The sequence below is a fragment of the Hyphomicrobium sp. 01T421 genome (genome assembly GCF_056398805.1).
The window spans coordinates 838,797-855,040 of the sequence record NZ_JBFTQC010000001.1 but is presented as its reverse complement, the minus strand read 5'-3'; the positions used below and the strand labels follow the sequence as shown (position 1 = coordinate 855,040).

General features: G+C 59.6%; 15 protein-coding genes. 2 read left to right on the top strand and 13 right to left on the bottom strand.

Annotated features, from left to right (window positions below):
- Positions 1–380: 380 nt before the first annotated feature.
- Complete coding sequence (locus AC1DK3_RS03945; RefSeq protein ID WP_477190979.1) at positions 381–890, bottom strand: DUF4142 domain-containing protein; 510 nt, start codon at positions 888–890, stop codon at positions 381–383.
- Between the two features lie 422 nt (positions 891–1,312).
- Positions 1,313–3,046: an alpha/beta hydrolase gene (locus AC1DK3_RS03940; protein WP_477190978.1), complete on the bottom strand. Its 1,734-nt coding sequence runs from the start codon at positions 3,044–3,046 to the stop codon at positions 1,313–1,315.
- Positions 3,047–3,223: 177 nt separating this feature from the next.
- On the opposite strand from AC1DK3_RS03940, the gene meaB reads away from it, so the two are divergent.
- The gene (meaB, locus tag AC1DK3_RS03935; RefSeq protein WP_477190977.1) at positions 3,224–4,225 is read left to right on the top strand and encodes a methylmalonyl Co-A mutase-associated GTPase MeaB; all 1,002 of its coding nucleotides are present in this window, start codon (positions 3,224–3,226) and stop codon (positions 4,223–4,225) included.
- A 66-nt stretch (positions 4,226–4,291) separates the two neighbouring features.
- On the opposite strand, the gene AC1DK3_RS03930 is transcribed toward meaB, so the two are convergent.
- From AC1DK3_RS03930 to AC1DK3_RS03905, 6 genes are all read right to left on the bottom strand, one after another.
- Positions 4,292–4,918: a hypothetical protein gene (locus tag AC1DK3_RS03930; RefSeq protein WP_477190976.1), complete on the bottom strand. Its 627-nt coding sequence runs from the start codon at positions 4,916–4,918 to the stop codon at positions 4,292–4,294.
- 205 nt (positions 4,919–5,123) lie between these two features.
- Positions 5,124–6,227: an alpha/beta hydrolase gene (locus tag AC1DK3_RS03925; RefSeq protein ID WP_477190975.1), complete on the bottom strand. Its 1,104-nt coding sequence runs from the start codon at positions 6,225–6,227 to the stop codon at positions 5,124–5,126.
- Between the two features lie 177 nt (positions 6,228–6,404).
- Positions 6,405–6,575 carry a hypothetical protein gene (locus AC1DK3_RS03920; RefSeq protein ID WP_477190974.1) on the bottom strand — a complete coding sequence of 57 codons (171 nt, stop codon included), beginning with the start codon at positions 6,573–6,575 and terminating at the stop codon, positions 6,405–6,407.
- 374 nt (positions 6,576–6,949) lie between these two features.
- A complete protein-coding gene (locus AC1DK3_RS03915) occupies positions 6,950–7,306 on the bottom strand; it encodes a hypothetical protein (RefSeq protein ID WP_477190973.1) in 357 nt (118 codons plus the stop codon).
- 239 nt (positions 7,307–7,545) lie between these two features.
- Positions 7,546–8,274 (bottom strand): Crp/Fnr family transcriptional regulator, encoded by a 729-nt coding sequence (locus AC1DK3_RS03910; RefSeq protein ID WP_477190972.1) that lies wholly within the window; start codon positions 8,272–8,274, stop codon positions 7,546–7,548.
- A gap of 302 nt (positions 8,275–8,576) precedes the next feature.
- Positions 8,577–10,016, bottom strand: a complete 1,440-nt coding sequence (locus AC1DK3_RS03905; RefSeq protein WP_477190971.1) for a sugar transferase — start codon at positions 10,014–10,016, stop codon at positions 8,577–8,579.
- A gap of 175 nt (positions 10,017–10,191) precedes the next feature.
- Here AC1DK3_RS03905 and nusG point away from each other — a divergent pair, with 175 nt between their 5' ends.
- Positions 10,192–10,716, top strand: coding sequence for a transcription termination/antitermination protein NusG (nusG, locus tag AC1DK3_RS03900; RefSeq protein WP_477190970.1), 525 nt, complete (start codon positions 10,192–10,194; stop codon positions 10,714–10,716).
- Here nusG and AC1DK3_RS03895 read toward each other — a convergent pair.
- The 5 genes from AC1DK3_RS03895 to AC1DK3_RS03875 are packed head-to-tail and all read right to left on the bottom strand — an operon-like array spanning position 10,624 to position 16,237.
- Positions 10,624–11,934, bottom strand: coding sequence for a glycosyltransferase family 4 protein (locus tag AC1DK3_RS03895; protein WP_477190969.1), 1,311 nt, complete (start codon positions 11,932–11,934; stop codon positions 10,624–10,626). The genes nusG and AC1DK3_RS03895 overlap by 93 nt on opposite strands.
- A 33-nt stretch (positions 11,935–11,967) precedes the next feature.
- On the bottom strand, positions 11,968–12,543 hold the full coding sequence (locus AC1DK3_RS03890; protein ID WP_477192864.1) for a WcaF family extracellular polysaccharide biosynthesis acetyltransferase: 576 nt from the start codon (positions 12,541–12,543) through the stop codon (positions 11,968–11,970).
- Between the two features lie 13 nt (positions 12,544–12,556).
- Entirely contained in the window at positions 12,557–13,714 is a 1,158-nt protein-coding gene (locus AC1DK3_RS03885; protein WP_477190968.1) for a glycosyltransferase, read from the bottom strand.
- Positions 13,715–13,727: 13 nt separating this feature from the next.
- Entirely contained in the window at positions 13,728–14,906 is a 1,179-nt protein-coding gene (locus AC1DK3_RS03880) for a glycosyltransferase family 4 protein (protein ID WP_477190967.1), read from the bottom strand.
- On the bottom strand, positions 14,903–16,237 hold the full coding sequence (locus tag AC1DK3_RS03875) for an oligosaccharide repeat unit polymerase (protein WP_477190966.1): 1,335 nt from the start codon (positions 16,235–16,237) through the stop codon (positions 14,903–14,905). The genes AC1DK3_RS03880 and AC1DK3_RS03875 overlap by 4 nt, the downstream gene beginning before the upstream one ends.
- Positions 16,238–16,244 lie beyond the last annotated feature (7 nt).

Sequence of the window (16,244 nt, the reverse complement as noted above, 5' to 3'; positions counted from 1 at the left end):
AAGCAGGCGAAATTGCTTCCGGCTTTGAAACTGGCTCTGCTTGCTCGCGACGCGCACCTGGTGTTTCCTACGAGACGAGCAGATCGGATCGATAGCATGCAGGTTGCTGAGCGCGTTGCGCGCGACGCTTCACGCGCGGAATATGCGCAAGAACGTTGAATGTTGAAATCTAGGAAAACCGGCCCAAATAGCCGCTAAATCGCGTGCGTATCGGCGCTGAAATCGACGTCGGCGATTGCCGAATCGGAGCTGTTGTTTTAGGGTTTTTCCATTGTACGCTCCCGTACATTCATTAGATGATATTGTCTTGGCCCCGAAGCTTCCCACTTCGGGGCCTTTTTAATTTTGTACTTTCGGTGCTCTATAAAATCTCGTCACCGCTAGCTGTGTGACCGCATCTTGTCATTGAGATCTTTGGCCATCGCCAGATGATGCTCAAGTGTTGGCAACAATGCGACGGCAAAGGCCTTCACCTCAGGCGTCGGTCCGTTCGCGGCATAATCCTTGAACTTAGCAACCGCATCCTCGTGAGCTTTCAGCTGATCGTATGCGTAAGAGGAATCGAAGCCGTCGTTGGTCGTGAAGAGGCGAAGCTTCGCGTATTTAGCTTCGTGCGCCATATCGAGTGCATTCTCGGGCGGTTCTATCTTGGCTTCGTTAAGCGCCTTCTTCAGATCCTCACCGGCCTTCGTGTGATCGGTGATCATTTGATGCGCAAAGCTTTGCACCTCGGGTGACTTTCCGTATTTCAACGCAAGCTGACTTGTGTCGATTTCAAATTTATTGCCGACGGTCGCGTTGGATACGAAATCCTTGGTCTGGCTCGGGACCTCCGCAGCCAGCACCGGCAACGCAAAGCCCATTGCGATGATTGCTAAAATTGCTCTCATATCGATCTCTCCTATGGTCGTCATAGTCGCTCGACCTGTGGCTCGTAACCGCTGCCGCGCAGCCAGCGTTCCCGGTCGTCACGGATGTCTTCGCCGGGCTTCGACAGGAACTTTTGGGGTTTCTGGCGGGTTTTGTCGTCCGGGTGCGGAGATCTGGTCTGGAGATCTGGGCCGTGGACCAATATTTGAACGAATTGCTTTTGCTGCTGTCCGTCATTGGGGCGCCCATAGTTCTCGGAGCGCTGCTATTTTACGGCATGACGATTTCGGAGCGCAGACACCACTCGGAACGGGACGATAGCCCATCGCACAGGGTCACCATCGGCGGCAAACGCCGACAGGGTTGAGCCCTTTGTTTTTACCGAGTTACCCGGCCGTCCGTTACTGATGCGCCAGTCGCGGGAGCCCCAGTTACGCGGACCTCAATTGGTCGCCTGAAATCGCCAGAAGGTTCCCGCCGGCGACTCCACCGCCAAGATGCTTTTCACGCGTTTGTCCGGTGGGCGGATGCCGAATGCGACCAGCGCCTTGACGTCATCAAGCAAGGCGGGATTTTCCGCATAGCCCGAGTGGTTGAGGCCGAGCGCGTCCGTCGAAACTGCCGTTACGTCGATGGTGTCGACGCCCGGGATGATCAACGGTCCCTCTTTTGGAATATCGCCGGCGCGCGGGACGCCTCCCCAGAACCGCGCCGAATAACCGAGCGCGCGATCGTTGGACGCGGCGTAGAGCGTTACGCCCTTCGCGAAGCTCGTAATCTCGCGGGCGATGATATTGAACTTATCGCGGTCGACGTCGGGCGCGGCGAGAATGACTTGGCTGATCACCACACCGCTTGGAATTTTGGGCTTCAGCCTTTCCAGCACACGCAGCAACAGCTCGTTACCCATCGAATGCGCGATGAGGCTGATGGATTTCGCGCCGCTCTTCTGAATGACCATCGTCAGAAATTCAGCCAGCCTCGGCTCTGCCTGTTCGACGCTGCCGCGATCATAGGTATAGCTCGCGACCTTGCCGCCAGACGGCCAACTATAGACGAACGGCACGCCGTCGAAGCCGAGGTCGTAGGAGATCTGCGCGGTTCGAAAGAGGGCGCAGTCGAAGGACGTATTGAAGCCGTGCACGAAGACGAACGCGTGATCCTTGAAGGTGGAGGATTTCGCGAGCTGCTCTTTGACGAGCACGAGCATCTGCTCTTCGCTCAGGCTCTTGATTTCCTGCAGCGTGAAATGCTTGTTCGGATCCTCTTTCTCTTCGTAAATCTTGTATTTGAAATACGGGATCTCGTAGACCGTCGGCCGCTCGATGTGGGGCACCTTATGGCTGAGAGGCACTGAGATAAGCGCGCGCCCCAACTGCAGTTTGTGACCCCGCTCCGATCCGAATTGCAGGCGGGCCGGATCAGGCTCGATGGCGCGATCGGTTCCATAAAAAACGGGAACGACTTTGAACTTCTTCGAAGGATCGCTCTCGATAGCCGCGCGCGCTGCGGCCGTCGGCGCGACGGGCGGCTGCAGGACCGGAGCCGGAGCGGGCGGAGGCGGCGGAGCCGGCATGGCAGCCGAAGGCGCGGGCCGCCGCGCATAATTCTCGTAGGGCTCAGGGGCCGGTGCTTCAGCGGAAGCCGCTGGAGGTTCGGGCGGCGCGGCACCACCGGACGGCTCCGAGGGTTCGGGCGGCGGAGGCGGAGCAGCGCCGACCGCTTTGGGCTCGACCTCCGGGGGCGGGGGAGCCGGGGCTTCCGCGTCTTTGGGCTCTTCCGCCGGAGGCGAAGCCGCGCCGCCACCGGCGATGTCAGAAGGCTCATCCGAATCGGAGGCTGAGGGTTCCTCGGGCGATGATTCCGCGCCGGGGGGACGCGCCGCCTTCTTCTTTTTGTAGGAATGCTTTTGCGGCTCGACGTCCTCTCTTCTCGCGCCTTCGCTTTGCTGCTCCGCTGCGGGAGGGGGCGCCGCTTCCGGCCATTCGGGTGCGGTGGCTTGCTTTGGCGAGGATGGTGGTAATGTTTCCTCGATTTGACCCCGCTGGTCTTGGACGGTCTTGCCGACTTTCGGAGCTTCGCTACAGGCTGCGAGCAATCCGCAGGCTGCGAGTATCGTCAGCCCCAGTCCCGTCCGGCGAACTGGTCTACGCCAGCCTTCAGCAACCCAAATCACGCTACCCTCCCCTAGGACGCGGCCCGGCCACAAGCTAGGCAGCTTAGGGCCGCCAAGCAACCGGCTCTATGGCATGAGATTGTGACGGGGAAGAGCGTCGAATTCCCGGCTTGCGGGAAAGCGTCTTTCCTGCCCATCGTCTCCGCCGATGAACGAACAGGATTCAGCTTCGCAGCCATGGCCGTTACAGCCCTCCCAGCCCACAAAATTTCCGTCGCCGACTATGTCTCCGGGATCGCCAACGGCGACCGGGCGCTTCTCGCTCGCGCCATCACGCTTGTGGAAAGCTCGAACCCGGACCACGGCCGCCTCGCCCAACAGGTGCTACAGGAGCTGCTGCCCAAAACCGGCAAGGCCGTGCGGCTCGGCATCACCGGCGTTCCCGGCGTCGGCAAGTCGACGACAATCGATCAGCTCGGGATGAACCTGCTCGCCGAAGGGCATCTGGTCGCCGTTCTCGCCATCGATCCGACTTCCAAACGCTCCGGGGGCTCGATCCTCGGCGACAAGACACGCATGAGTTCGCTGGCGCAGGAGAAGAATGCGTTCATCCGGCCGTCGCCGTCGTCCGGCACGCTCGGCGGTGTGACGCGGCGCACGCGCGAGACCATGGCGCTGGTCGAAGCGGCAGGCTTCGATGTCGTCATCGTCGAGACGGTGGGCGTCGGTCAGTCCGAAGTTGCCGTCGCCGATATGGTCGATTTCTTTCTGGTGCTTCTGCTTTCGGGCGGCGGCGACGACTTGCAAGGCATCAAGAAAGGCATCATCGAGCTTGCCGACATGATCGCCATCAACAAGGCGGATGGCGACAACATCAGGCGCGCAGAAAGCGCGGCTGCCGAATACAAAAACGCGCTGCAGATTTTCACGCCGCATGGCGCGACGTGGTTTCCGCCTGTGCTGACAATGTCGGGACGGGATAACCGCGGGCTCACGGAGCTTTGGACAAAGGTTCTCGACCACCGGAAGAGGATGACGGCGACTGGCGAATTCGAAACGCGCCGGCAATCTCAGGCCGTGTCCTGGATGCGCGATATGCTCGAAGACCGGCTCATGAGTGCGCTGAGAGCCAATCCGAGCGTCGCGGCGGAGCTTCCGAAAATCGAACAATCCGTTCGCAACGGCACGCTTCTTCCGACGCTCGCGGTTGAACGCATCATGACGATGATGGGGATTTGAGATCTCGTACAATCGGGCCCGCGCTAGATCCGAGGGGGCCCGACGATGCGTTGCGCAAGCCAGTTATTATCGCGCGATGCTACCGGTCACGATGGAACTCTGGCGAGACTTGACCTCGGACAGCGAGACTTCGATTTCGGCGTTTCGCGCGGCGGCGAATTCCGCTTCCCGGCGCGCCGTCTCGACTGCGGCCACTGAGGCTGCAATCTCAGCATTGCGTTCGTCCGCGAATTTGGCGTCCTGGTAGACGGCCATAGCGGCGTCTATTTCACGATTACGGGCCATTTCGAATTCGGCTTCCCGAATAGCGGCGACGCGAGCTATTGAGGCGTCAGCTTCGGCGTTTTGCTGACGTTCGAATTCGGCTTCCGCGACGTCTTGCGCTTCGCGTGTGCGCAGGTTTGCAACAGCGGCCAGGGATGCGTTGATCTCGTCGTTGCGTTCGCGCTCGAACTTTGCCTCGGCGTATGCAGCGAACGCCTTTTCCATTTCGGCGTTCTGGGCGCGTTCGAATTCTGCAGCCTGCAGAGCTTCGACGCGAGCAACCGAAGCGTCGATCTCGGCGTTGCGCTCACGCGCAAACGCGGCATCGGATTGCGACGGCATGGCGGCTTCAGCGAAAGCGGAAATCCCCTCGACGGGGAATGCAAGTCCTGTCAGGACAATTGCAAGCACAATGCGCATGTATGACATTGGATATGATCCTCGCTTGGCGATTAATTTGCGATTGTCGCAGCAGCGGCAGGATCGTATTTGAATCCATTATGTTTAAAATTGCGTGCATTGAAAACACCCGATATATATGCTCATTTATGGCATGAGGGCGATATCGGCGATTGCGAACCGTGACGGTTTTATTTCAACCGACCACAATCTCTTTTGTGACTTCGCCCGAATATCAAGAGGCGAGATGAGCTTCGAAGAATTTCGCAATTTCGGCGAACGCCTCTTCCGACTCGGGCAATGACGGGGTCAGATATTGGGCGTGGCTCTGGCCTTCAAAAACCTGCAGCTCAGCGACGACGCCGGCTTGGCGAAGCTTTCGATGCGTGCGCACCGTATCGCTCAGCAACAAGTCACGCGTTCCCGACGTCAGGATCGCGGGCGGGAAGTCACTAAAGTCCCCGAAGATCGGCGACACCATAGGATCGCGCGGATCCCGCTGCCCCGCATAGAGGGCGCTTGCCGAGGTTGCCCAGCTCCGCCGCGAGACCAAGGCGTTATCGACAAACCCGTTGGCCATAATCGTATCTCCCGACCACGTGAGATCAGCTAGAGGACTGCCGGGTGCGATGGCACCCGGAAGCGCAAGCCCTTCCGCCTTTGCCCGGAGCGTCGCGCACAAAGTCAGCGCTCCACCGGCTGAGGTTCCGAAGATCGCCATCTTGCGAGGATCGTAGGCGGCCATCAAAACGCGCCACACGGCCATCACGTCATCAAGCGCCGCGGGATATGGAAAATCTGGCGCCATCCGGTAATCGATCGAGACGACTTTGAATTTGCCGTGGCCCGCCATCATCATGCCTTCACCGGCTCCGGCTTCGCCCGGAAAGAGGACGTAGCCGCCGCCGTGAACGTGGACGAGAAGCCGGTCGCGGTTCTGCGGCGCGATCTCTTTCGGCGTGATGACGAAGACAGGGACGCCGGCCATCATTGTCTTCTCGACCGTCAGGCCGAAATGTTCGCGAATTGCGGCCACTGCCGGGGCCGCGCTTTCCGCGCTCTTGGCAGCAAGATCTTTCCAGGCTGCGGAATCCTCGGGGAGTGCGTTCCATTCGGGCGCATATGGAGCGGCGATGACGGCTTGCAGCTCCTTGCTGACTGTCGTCGGCACCGGCAAGCTGCGAGCCGGAAGCTGGCGAGGCTGGAGATTTCCAATAGGCGCTGCGTCTTGTGCTCGGGCGACCGCGGGTAGAGTTGCGGCTGCGAGCGAACTTCCGAGAAACATACGGCGCGAGAGCGATAGCTGTTTGTTCATCGCGGCAAACGAGTGATCGCTCATGGTTTTTCTATTCTCCATCTTGGCGAGAGGCGAAGGGACTCGTGTATTCACCTCCCGCCGTCAAGACTGAAGTGCGGGAAGCGTCCACTTGATGGCAATCGTAGCGGTCAAAAGGTCGCTCGATGTTCTCGCTTGGATGCGGGACAATTTCCTGCGCCAGCGGCAGCTCGCGGTCACTCAAGCGACGGCGCGCGACTTTCTCAGCAGCGCGGCCTGATCATGCGTAATAGGTTCGAAGCGGCCGTCGCCATCGTATAGATAGGCGAACTGATCGGCGGATGCATGCCAAGTGCCGAGGTCGAACAGATGGAACTTGTAGCGTTGATCTCCGATAGGCAGGACATCCATGTCGGGGCGTTGGCGGGGGTCAGCGAGCCCGGCCACCGGAAGATAGATGGTCTTTGCCGATGAGAGCCAGCACCCAAGCCACGCAAACGAGCTTACCGATGTGGCGATGTGCGTTGCGCGCCTCAGAATTTCGAAATCAAAAACAGGTGACGCGCGCGGTGAGAATACCGCCTCCGGATAGTGCGAGCGAAGCCTGCGGCAATATTCGTTGTTGTCGTGCGTCTGGCCGATGAATACTGGCCACAGCCCCGTCTCTTCGATCAGCTTGTCGAAATAGGCAAAATGCAGAGGCCAATAATTCTTGTGGCTTCCGTCGAGGATGTCTTCTGCGCGAATGTGAATGACGAGCGTATCGTCTCCATAGCGCGGCGCGCTTATTTTGCTTCAAAGAGCGGTTGAACCCACTCTCTATCGTAATACCCGATCCGAAAGGCGAAGCCGGACCATTCTATGGCCTGGTATCCGCCCTCGTGGAATTCGCGCACGATTGCGTCAATGTCGAATTCATGACCGCCTTCGACCCTGAGAGTACGGTCCCGAGGCACGGCTGGATAACCGGCCGGTATGGACCATTCCGCCATGCTTCCATTGAATACCGCAGCGCCCAGTATCCGGCGAGCCCGGGCCGTGCAGAACATATACTGGAGCATCTTATTGCCGAGCCGTGCCCTCGGACGCACGATGATCGGGATGGGACGTCTCTTCAAACCAAGAAGTGCCAACACATCCATGCATAGTCCCCCGGGAAGCGGGCCAAGCGTAACCCGGGCGAAGATTCAGTGTCCAATGTACGGCATTCCGCGATCCTCTCGCGCTCGCCGTTTTCCCCGCCCGGAGCGGCGGTGGGGCAATTCTGTCAGATTGTAGATGCCGAAATTTTGGTGCCGGGGAACTCGGCCCTCGTCTGGAGGAGCGTGAACGGCTTTTTCTATTCCGACCGTGCAGGGAGGGAGCCGCGAGGGCGATCTTATTATTGAAGTGCTGCCCGCAATACGTCATCCAACACCGGCGAGCCGGACGTCATCCCTTGCCCGTCGGCAACCGCTTCGAGCGCGTTCAGATCTTTCAAGCGCAGCCCATGGAGGGGAGCCGCTTCGATCAGTCCGCGCGCTTCGAGCTCAGTAAGCGCGACCGTCAACGCCTCGATGTCGAGGCCGAGGAAATCGGCGATGACACCGCAGTTCACCGTATCGTCGATGAATGTCGGATCGGCACCTTCGGCTTTGCTGCGTTGGGAGACGGCCGTCAGAAATGCTGCGAGGCGTACCATCGGCTGATCGCGTGAGGATCTCGCCAAGCTTTCGCGGCGAAACACGAACTCGCGCTCCACGGCCTCGTCGAATCTCGCCTTGTTATGAGCGTCGCTGGCGATCAGATTGTCAGTTGCATCGAGACGAAAGCAGCGGACGACGGTTTTCACAGAAGCGCGCGCGCTGCAGGCATGCCGCTCCAAAAAGCCGATACCCACGAGATCTCCGGCGAGCGCGTATTCGACGATCTCCATCGTCCCGTCACGGCGGGTGCAAGAGATACAAAGCGCACCGGCTTCGACGCGATAAACGTTCGTCTTGAGATCGCCTGTTTCAAAAAGGAGTTCGTCGCGTACGAGGCTGCGAACCTTGCCCGCCTCGCGGTGGCGCCCAGGCGCTTTTCGAACGAGGATTTTGCTGCCGGCGTCACCGGATCCTGGTCGCAGCATACTCAAACTCCACACAACACAAACCCGGACGCCTCGATTAATACGGGGCGCAACTGGAAACGGACGTTCGCAGAAGGAATGGCAGCATCCGCCGAAGTACCGGCGTCGTGAACATCACGATGTAGAAAAGCGACTATAATCTGTCTCATTTCTTCAAATATGTCCAATTGTTTCAGAAAACCGTCCGTCAGCGCCCCAATTCTTGGTAAAGCTTCGGGTGAAGCTTCCGGTGCCCCGATCCGCTCAAACTTCTCGCGGCGCCAACGGGTTCCGAGCTGGACACACGTCTAAAGTGGTAGCCGCTATGACCTGAGGTCGCGCCACGCCTGAGCTATGGCCCGATGGTCAACCCGCTCGCCGAAAAGGATCGTCCGGGCGGTGTTGAGGAGGATCAGCATATCGAGGGCGAACGACGCGTTCCTGATGTACCACAGGTCCAGCGCGGCCTTGTCCTCTATGGAGAGGTGCCGGCCGCCTTTTATTTGCGCCCAGCCCGTCAACCCGGGCCGAAGCTGCAAACGCGCCGCCGAAAACGAGGGCTGGTCGACTGGCAACAGCGGTCGCGGTCCCACGAGCGACATATGTCCGAGCAGCACATTGTAGACCTGGGGCAGCTCGTCGAGCCGAAGGCGGCGAAGGAGAGTTCCGATCTTCGAGACACGCTCCGCATCGGTCAACACGCGTCCGTTCTGGTCGCGCGCGCGTCCCATCGTGCGAAACTTCAGTATGCGTATCGGTTTCCCCAATGCCCCCGGCCGCTGCTGCCAGAATATCAGCGGATATCCGACATCCAGCATCACGATAATGCCGATGACCACCATCGAAGGCGCTAAGCAAATTATGCCTATCACCGCCAGCGTCGCGTCGATCAGGCGCTTCCATCGCAAATACGAACTTGGCGCAAGGTTGCCGCCGCCGGAGACCGGCACTAGCGGTGTGTTGACCTGCTCGGTCGAAACATCATCAACAGCCGCCGCAACATTGGACGTTAGCTCCCTCAAACCATATTGCGCCGTGAGATGGTCCACGCGAATGCCGTGGCTCTTTTCCAAATGGGCCAACGACCTCTGCGAGGCCGCAGACAGCTGATCCAACGACGTTGCAAGCACGATGCTGTCGATGCGGACGCCGTGAACCGAGAGGTCGTGAAATACGTCTTCTACGGCTTCGGGGCGACCGAGGATCCTGCATGAGTGCAACAATCGGCCGTGGTGCCGCTCGGCGTCGGATAAAATGCCGGCGACGTGGATACGCTCGTGTGCATTCTCCGCGGCGCAACGCAGGAAAAGATCGGCGACCGGGCTCAGACCGACGAGCAGAACGCTCTGCCGTCCATCGCGAACGAGTTCTCTCGCCAGCCGCGCGCGGCGCCTCAGCGCGTGGCGCAGGCGCATCGCTGCCCGCACTCCCACGAGCAGGCATAGAATGAGCAGCCCGTGCATCACTGGCAATGAAAGGGGAATGGCCTGCACGCCATCGAACGAAAAAACCGCCGCCATCGCCAGCGCCACGATCCAAATGGAGACGGCGAGGATCGGCAAACAATCATTCAGCGACGTGAACCGCCAAACGGTGCGATTCAACCCGAAAATCAATAGCGCAGGGACTGCAACGGCGATCGTGAAAGGGAGATACGTCCCCGCGAGGGCGGATGATGCCTGAGGGCTGCACAGAGCAATTGCCATCAAGGTCGAAATTGCAATCAACGCAACATCAACTGACAGCAAAACGAAACGGTGCATTCAGCGGCTCCGGAGATGCGCGTCGCGGCGGTGGACAGCGCCAGTGATGGACTAGTTCTTATTGATCATTTCAGCAAGTTCGAGATCTTGAGCAATTGTGGATAAGTGGTCACCGCATATGGCCCGGCAACGCTCCGTGGTGCTAGTTCTTTCGTGCTATTTGCGGAGGTGACACATGAACTGCCTTGTTTCCGAACGCGGCTCCGATCCCATCTGGATTGCGGTCAGCACTCATCCGAACCGCGAGCGAACGGCGGAGTTCAATCTTCGAAATCAGGGATACGACGTTTATGCGCCGGTGATCCGAAAGCAAATTCGGCACGCCCGGCGCGTGAGCGACGTGCTTCGACCTCTCTTTCCCGGCTATCTGTTTGTGTGCTTGGCTTCGACGCAAAGCCGCTGGCGCCCCATCCTATCGACGGTCGGCGTAAGATCGGTCGTATGCACGCGCGACTTGCCCTGCATCCTCCCCAATCAATTCCTCGCCGATCTGATGGCGCGCGAGAAAGATGGCGTGATCGCGCGTCCTGCATCATCTCCCCGGGTCGGCGAAAGCGTGCGCGTGGGCCGCGGCGCCTTCGATGGCTTGGTCGGAAAAATCATCGACCTAGCGGAAAATGATCGTCTCGTCGTATTGATGGACTTCCTCAACAGGCCGGTCAGGGTCAAGATTTCCGGCGACTTGCTGTCGGTTGTCTAGGAGGCTCTCGAGCAGTTTGCTCCATGCGGCTATGGCTTGTTTCTTGCCGAAGCTGGCCTCGCACATCGCTCGCGCGCGCTCACCCATGGCGCGGCAACGCTCCGGATCGTTTGCAAAAATGGCGAGCGTCTCGGCGAGGCCGCGCCCATCGCCCGAGGCAATCGTCGCGCCGCATCCGAATTGATTTATCAGCCGCGCAACCTCTCCGTCGTCCGCTCCCACAAACACTGTCGGACGCCCTGACGCGGCGATGCCGTAGAACTTACTCGGCACGATAAGCCCTTCGAGTTGGGGCTTCAGCAGGACGATGTGGACGTCGGCCACCGACAAGCTTTCCGCGAGCTTTTCGCGAGATTGATAGGGCCGGAACACAACATTGGCGATGCCTTGCCGTTCCGTCTCGCGTCTCAACTGTTCAAAGCACGCGCCCCCGCCGATGAACAGCCAGCAGATCTTCGCCTCTTCGCCAGCCTGACCGGTTGCGGCAATCGCGTCGAGCAATGTCTCAATGCCGTGAGCGCGCCCAAGGTTGCCCGAATACCCAACGACGAACTTTGCCGATAAGCCCCATTCGGCGCGCAATCGATTTTTCTTCGAAGGCACTGGCCATATCGCTTCGATATCCGACCAGTTCGGAATGACGGAAATACGCTCTTCGTTGACACCGAATTCTCTAAGGCGCTCGGCCATACGCGTGCCGATTGCGACGTTCATCGATGCGCGACGCAACGAGAGATTACGCGGCAGACGAAACGGCGCGAACAACAGAGATGAGCGCCTTCCAGCGACTTGAAGCGCTTCGGCGACCTCGGGGAAAATATCCTGAAGCCAGTTGACGGAGATCGCACCGCGGGCCCTGGCGATGACCGACACCAAAATCGACAGGGCCGGAGGATCCGTCATCGCTACGACGATGTCGCCCCGACGCGCGATGCGCGCCAACATCCAGGCCGCGGAGATGTAAAACGTCAAATAATCGAACATTCGAAGCGCAAGACCTGCCCGTCCGAAACGCGATGTCCAGACCCGCTCGATCTCTACGCCTCTTTGCTTTTCGCGCGACGGCAGCTGCGCGTCTGGTTCGTCGTAACGCAGCCGGCTTGCGATCACGGAGACCGCCTCGCCTCGCTCTGCGAGACCGAAAGCCAAATCCGTCAGCATCTGGCCGGTCGCCGAATGGTCCGGATAGAAAAAGCGATTGATGAAGATGATGCGCAAGGTTGGCTCAACAATTGAATGAGGGAGAGACGATCACGTATGCGCGGCCTCGCGTAACGCCATCACCGGTGATGAACGGGGACGCGATTTGATCGGCTTCGCAGGGTTTCCGCTGTTGATGCTCCAAGGCGGCGTCGTTCGCGTCGCGATGCTGCCCAATGTAAGAATGCAGCCCTCCCCGATTGTCACGCCGGGAGCTACGACGCTGCGTGCTCCGATCCAAACGCTGTCGCAGATGCGGATCGGCTCCGCGCGGAGATCAAAGGTGACGGCTGTCCAATCGTGATTTCCGGAGCAGAGATGTGCCCCCTGCGATATGCAGCAATGCGAACCTATCGCGACGGCGGCGAGATTGTCGATCCACACGTCTTCGCCGATCCAGGAGTGGTCACCGATCGTCAGCCGCCATGGAAACTTTACGCGGACACCCGGCTTGATCGTCACGCCCCTTCCGATACGTGCGCCGAACATGCGCAGGATCAGGCGCCGCTGTGGCGAACCCGGAATCTGAGACCGCAAGAAAGCCCATTGTGCGAATATCCAGAGCGCCTCGAACCAAGTCGGTTTGCCCCGCGAAAAGCCGCGGTTGTCATAGGCGTCAAGCCGCATCACGCGCGCTCTATCAGACGCGAACGCATGAAGGCGGTGTTCCTCCGTCAAGCAGCCACGCGTAAACTTGGAGGAACTGATYGGCGACGCTACTCCAACAGAAGCTGCGCTCGGTGAGCCGACGGCCGTTTCGCCCCATCTCTCGCTGTGCCTCCGGCGTCATTCCCATGAAGGCACGAATCTCGCGAGCAATCCGATCTGGTTCAGGCGACAGCCGGAACGCCGCCTTTTCGCGAAATCCCTCCGGCAGATTGCACGCTTCGGTTTGCAGCACCGGGAGGCCATACGACCACGCTTCGAGGACCGCAATCGGCAACCCTTCGCTGAGTGATGACAACACAAATGCATCGGCAGAGCGGAAGGCGGCGTCCTTGTCACTGCCGAACATTGGGCCGATGAAGTGGATGCGGTCTTCGAGATGTCGCACTTTTACAAGTTTGCGAAGAACTTCTGTATAGCCGCCCTCATCCCATCCGGCGATCGCGAGATGCCAATTTGCATTCGCCGTATCGGACGGCCACGCATCGATGAGGGCTGCGATATTCTTCTTTGGATGCAATCGGCCGAGAAAGAGCATGACGCGATGGTCTTCGGGCATGAGGTTTCGCCAAGGAGCCGGTTTACGATCTTCGAGCGACGGCAGCGCGATACCATTCGGGATGACACAGATAGGATTTCTAAATCCAAGTTCGCGGATGGCTTGCGCTTCGGCTTCGCAGAGCGCGTGAAAACAACCCGCGCGGCGAAGATGGGCGTTCTCGTAGAGTCGCGCAGCGATTTTCTTCTTCCAGGCGGAATGCTTCAACGCCCATGCGTCCAGCATGCCATGAGGCGACACGACATACGGCCGGCCAGTCGACGCCCCCCATCTCGCGACGGCGCGGGATGGATATTTCCAGATCCCGTGCGTGTGGGCGATGTCCGCCCCCGATCGCTCCAAACAACCGCGCGCTTCCGGCGCGTATCCGATGGCTGACGGACCGAGCACGCGAAGCAGTGAAGCGGGAATGCCTTGCCATTCCTCCGTGTCGCTCTCCCAGCCACTGTCTCGCAAGCCGACGACGTTTACGTCTGCATTCGTCGCCAACAGGCTTCGCGAAAGGGCTTGGACAGCGGTCGCCACTCCGCCGCCCGATCGCGAAAGGCTGCTGGTCACGAGCAACACCTTCATACTACGGCGAGCTTCAAACCCGAAGCGAAAGCGCGGTGGCGACCGCGCTGCTGATGCAGAAACGCTTTCGAAAATGCGATCGCTTAGCGATCTCAGCGGCCACGACGAACCCCGTCGCGAAGCGGTCGAGATCCCAATTGGCAACGACGCGCCGACTCGCGTCGCCCATTTCCTTCCGTCTGGCGGACGTCGCGATAACTCCCATTAGTCTCGAGAGCTCGGCGACATTCATCGGATCGAAGACGAAGCCGTTCACGCCGTTTTCCACGAGATCGCGATGGCATCCTGCGCCTTTCGAAACAAGCACCGGGAGTCCGGCCGCCATGGCCTCGTTCACAACGAGCCCCCATTCGTCGACGGTGCTCGGAAGGACGAATGCGCCAGCTCTGGCATAAGCGGCGGGCAGGTCTGCGTAGCTGCGGTGACCTAAGAAATAGACGCCGGATGCAACAGAAAGCTCGGCCGCGCGGCGGGTGATGGTGTCGCGCAGCGGACCGTCGCCGGCCAGGACGAGGTCCCACGCACCTTCCCCTTGCTCGCGGCGATAAAGCGCGAATGCCTCCAACAGGCCGAGCAAGTTCTTTTTGCTGATGAATCGGGCGCTGCAAAAGAAGTAAGACTGCGGGAGGTCGCATCGGGTCGACGCGTTGTTCGCGCTGCCGCTAATGGCGTTCGCAAAATGCCGGTTGTCCACGACATCAAAGCCGGTTTCGATTTTGTTTTCTGGGAAGCCGAGCGACGCCAGATATTCCGCGTGCGGTGACCCTGCGACGAGAGCCGACTGATAGAGAGGCAGAAGCTGCCTCTTCAATATTTCACGACTGAGGCTTCCGCTAACGCTCCCCGCATGCGTGTCGCTCATCAGGACGGCCGGTATTCCAAGCGCGTGGCTCACGCGGAGTGCCGCCAAAGCAAACGGCTCGGAATATCCGGGAATAGCGATGACGTCCGCCGAGAACCGGACAAGTTCGTCCGCAAGACTGGCCATGAAAGATGAACCGGTCTTGCTCTTGCCTTCACCTTTGGACAGCGAGACAACGCGCGCTTCGTGCTTTTGCTCAATCGCGTCCCAATTGTAATCAGGATCGTTACTGGAATGCTCCAGCGCGACAACCGGATGGCATAGCCGGAGAGCCCTTAGGCGCGCGATGTGATACGGCCCGTAGCTCCGAAACAGCAGCGCTATTCTCACTGCCGCGCCTGACGCGTTCGCGTGAGCGGATGCGCGTGCCAGATCTGCGCCGGCGTTGCGCTTGGGCGGCGCGCCAACATTTTCAGAAGTAGCATCGCCGGCAAGCCAAACAGCAAAGCCCTGAACAGCCATGCTTCGATGGTCTGCGTCAGTATATATATCGAAAGCGCGGCCAGTACTGCGTACACCGGCTGCAGTCTCTGGTCGGCTCGGCTCGCGCGCCAGAGCTTGCCGTAGAGCCATCCGATGGCGAACGCCGCGAGAGGCGCGAGCATTCCGAATTCCATCCAAAAGTCGCCAACTAGGCCCGGAGCCGCGCCGTTTGCGACTCTCCAGCCGGTGATGGTCGCGATGCTGTCTACCGGAATGCCGGCCTGCTGCGTCAAGTCGATGTCGAGCCCCAACGCTGCGACGATGTCGGAGTACTTGGTTGGCCAAATGGCTGACGGAACGATCCGGCCCGCCATGTGCGCGAAAATGCGCTTGCCGTAGAATGGCTCGCCCACTTCGCCGACGTATCTGACGATGCCGGAAGAAAAGAGATACTCGTTGCCCGACCAGTTTTCGAGCATCTCAGATGCTGGACTGTCGAGCGGCTTGTCAGATCCCAGATAAATCGCGCCGCGATTGGCGACGAGCCATAACATCAATATGCCGATTGCGAGCGCTGCCGTCGACGCAAGCAGAAAAGGTATGCGCGGGCGAAACGCGAGAACATAACTTGCCGTCAGCCCCGTTATCGCGAGAAATGTCGGCCCTCGTCGAGCACCCAAAAGCCCTTGGACAAGCAGAGGAAGAAGAAAGACGAACACGAGTATCCAGTCTTGTGTTCTCATTCCACCCTTGCGGCGCGACAGGACGAGCAAAGGTGCGGCCACGAACCCGAGCTGAGCTGCTTCACGAACGTAGCCGCTATCGTCCCATCCACCGCCGTACGCCCGTCCATAGGCGGCACCGAATCCGCCGACATTAATGATACCGGCGATCCAAGCCACCGATCCCAATGCCCCGATAAAAGCCGCCACGGCGAATATGGCCTTCGCGTCCCGCTCCCCGATCGAGATCGAGACGCCGCCGGTATAGCGCGCGCCAAACCATATTCCGCCGACCAATGCCATGCTCATGACGGCGGCGATCAATTGGAACTCGATCAGTAGATCCCAATAGCCGGCGCGCGATACGAATTCGAACTCGTCTGTCGCAAGTCCGAAGAGCGGCATCGCGACGTAGAGGAACAACAACTGCGGCACGCAGAATATCGTCGGATGGAAGACGTCACGCCAGCGCGTCCAATCGCGGAATATCGCGAATGCGCCGGCGGCGGCCGACAAGCCTAAG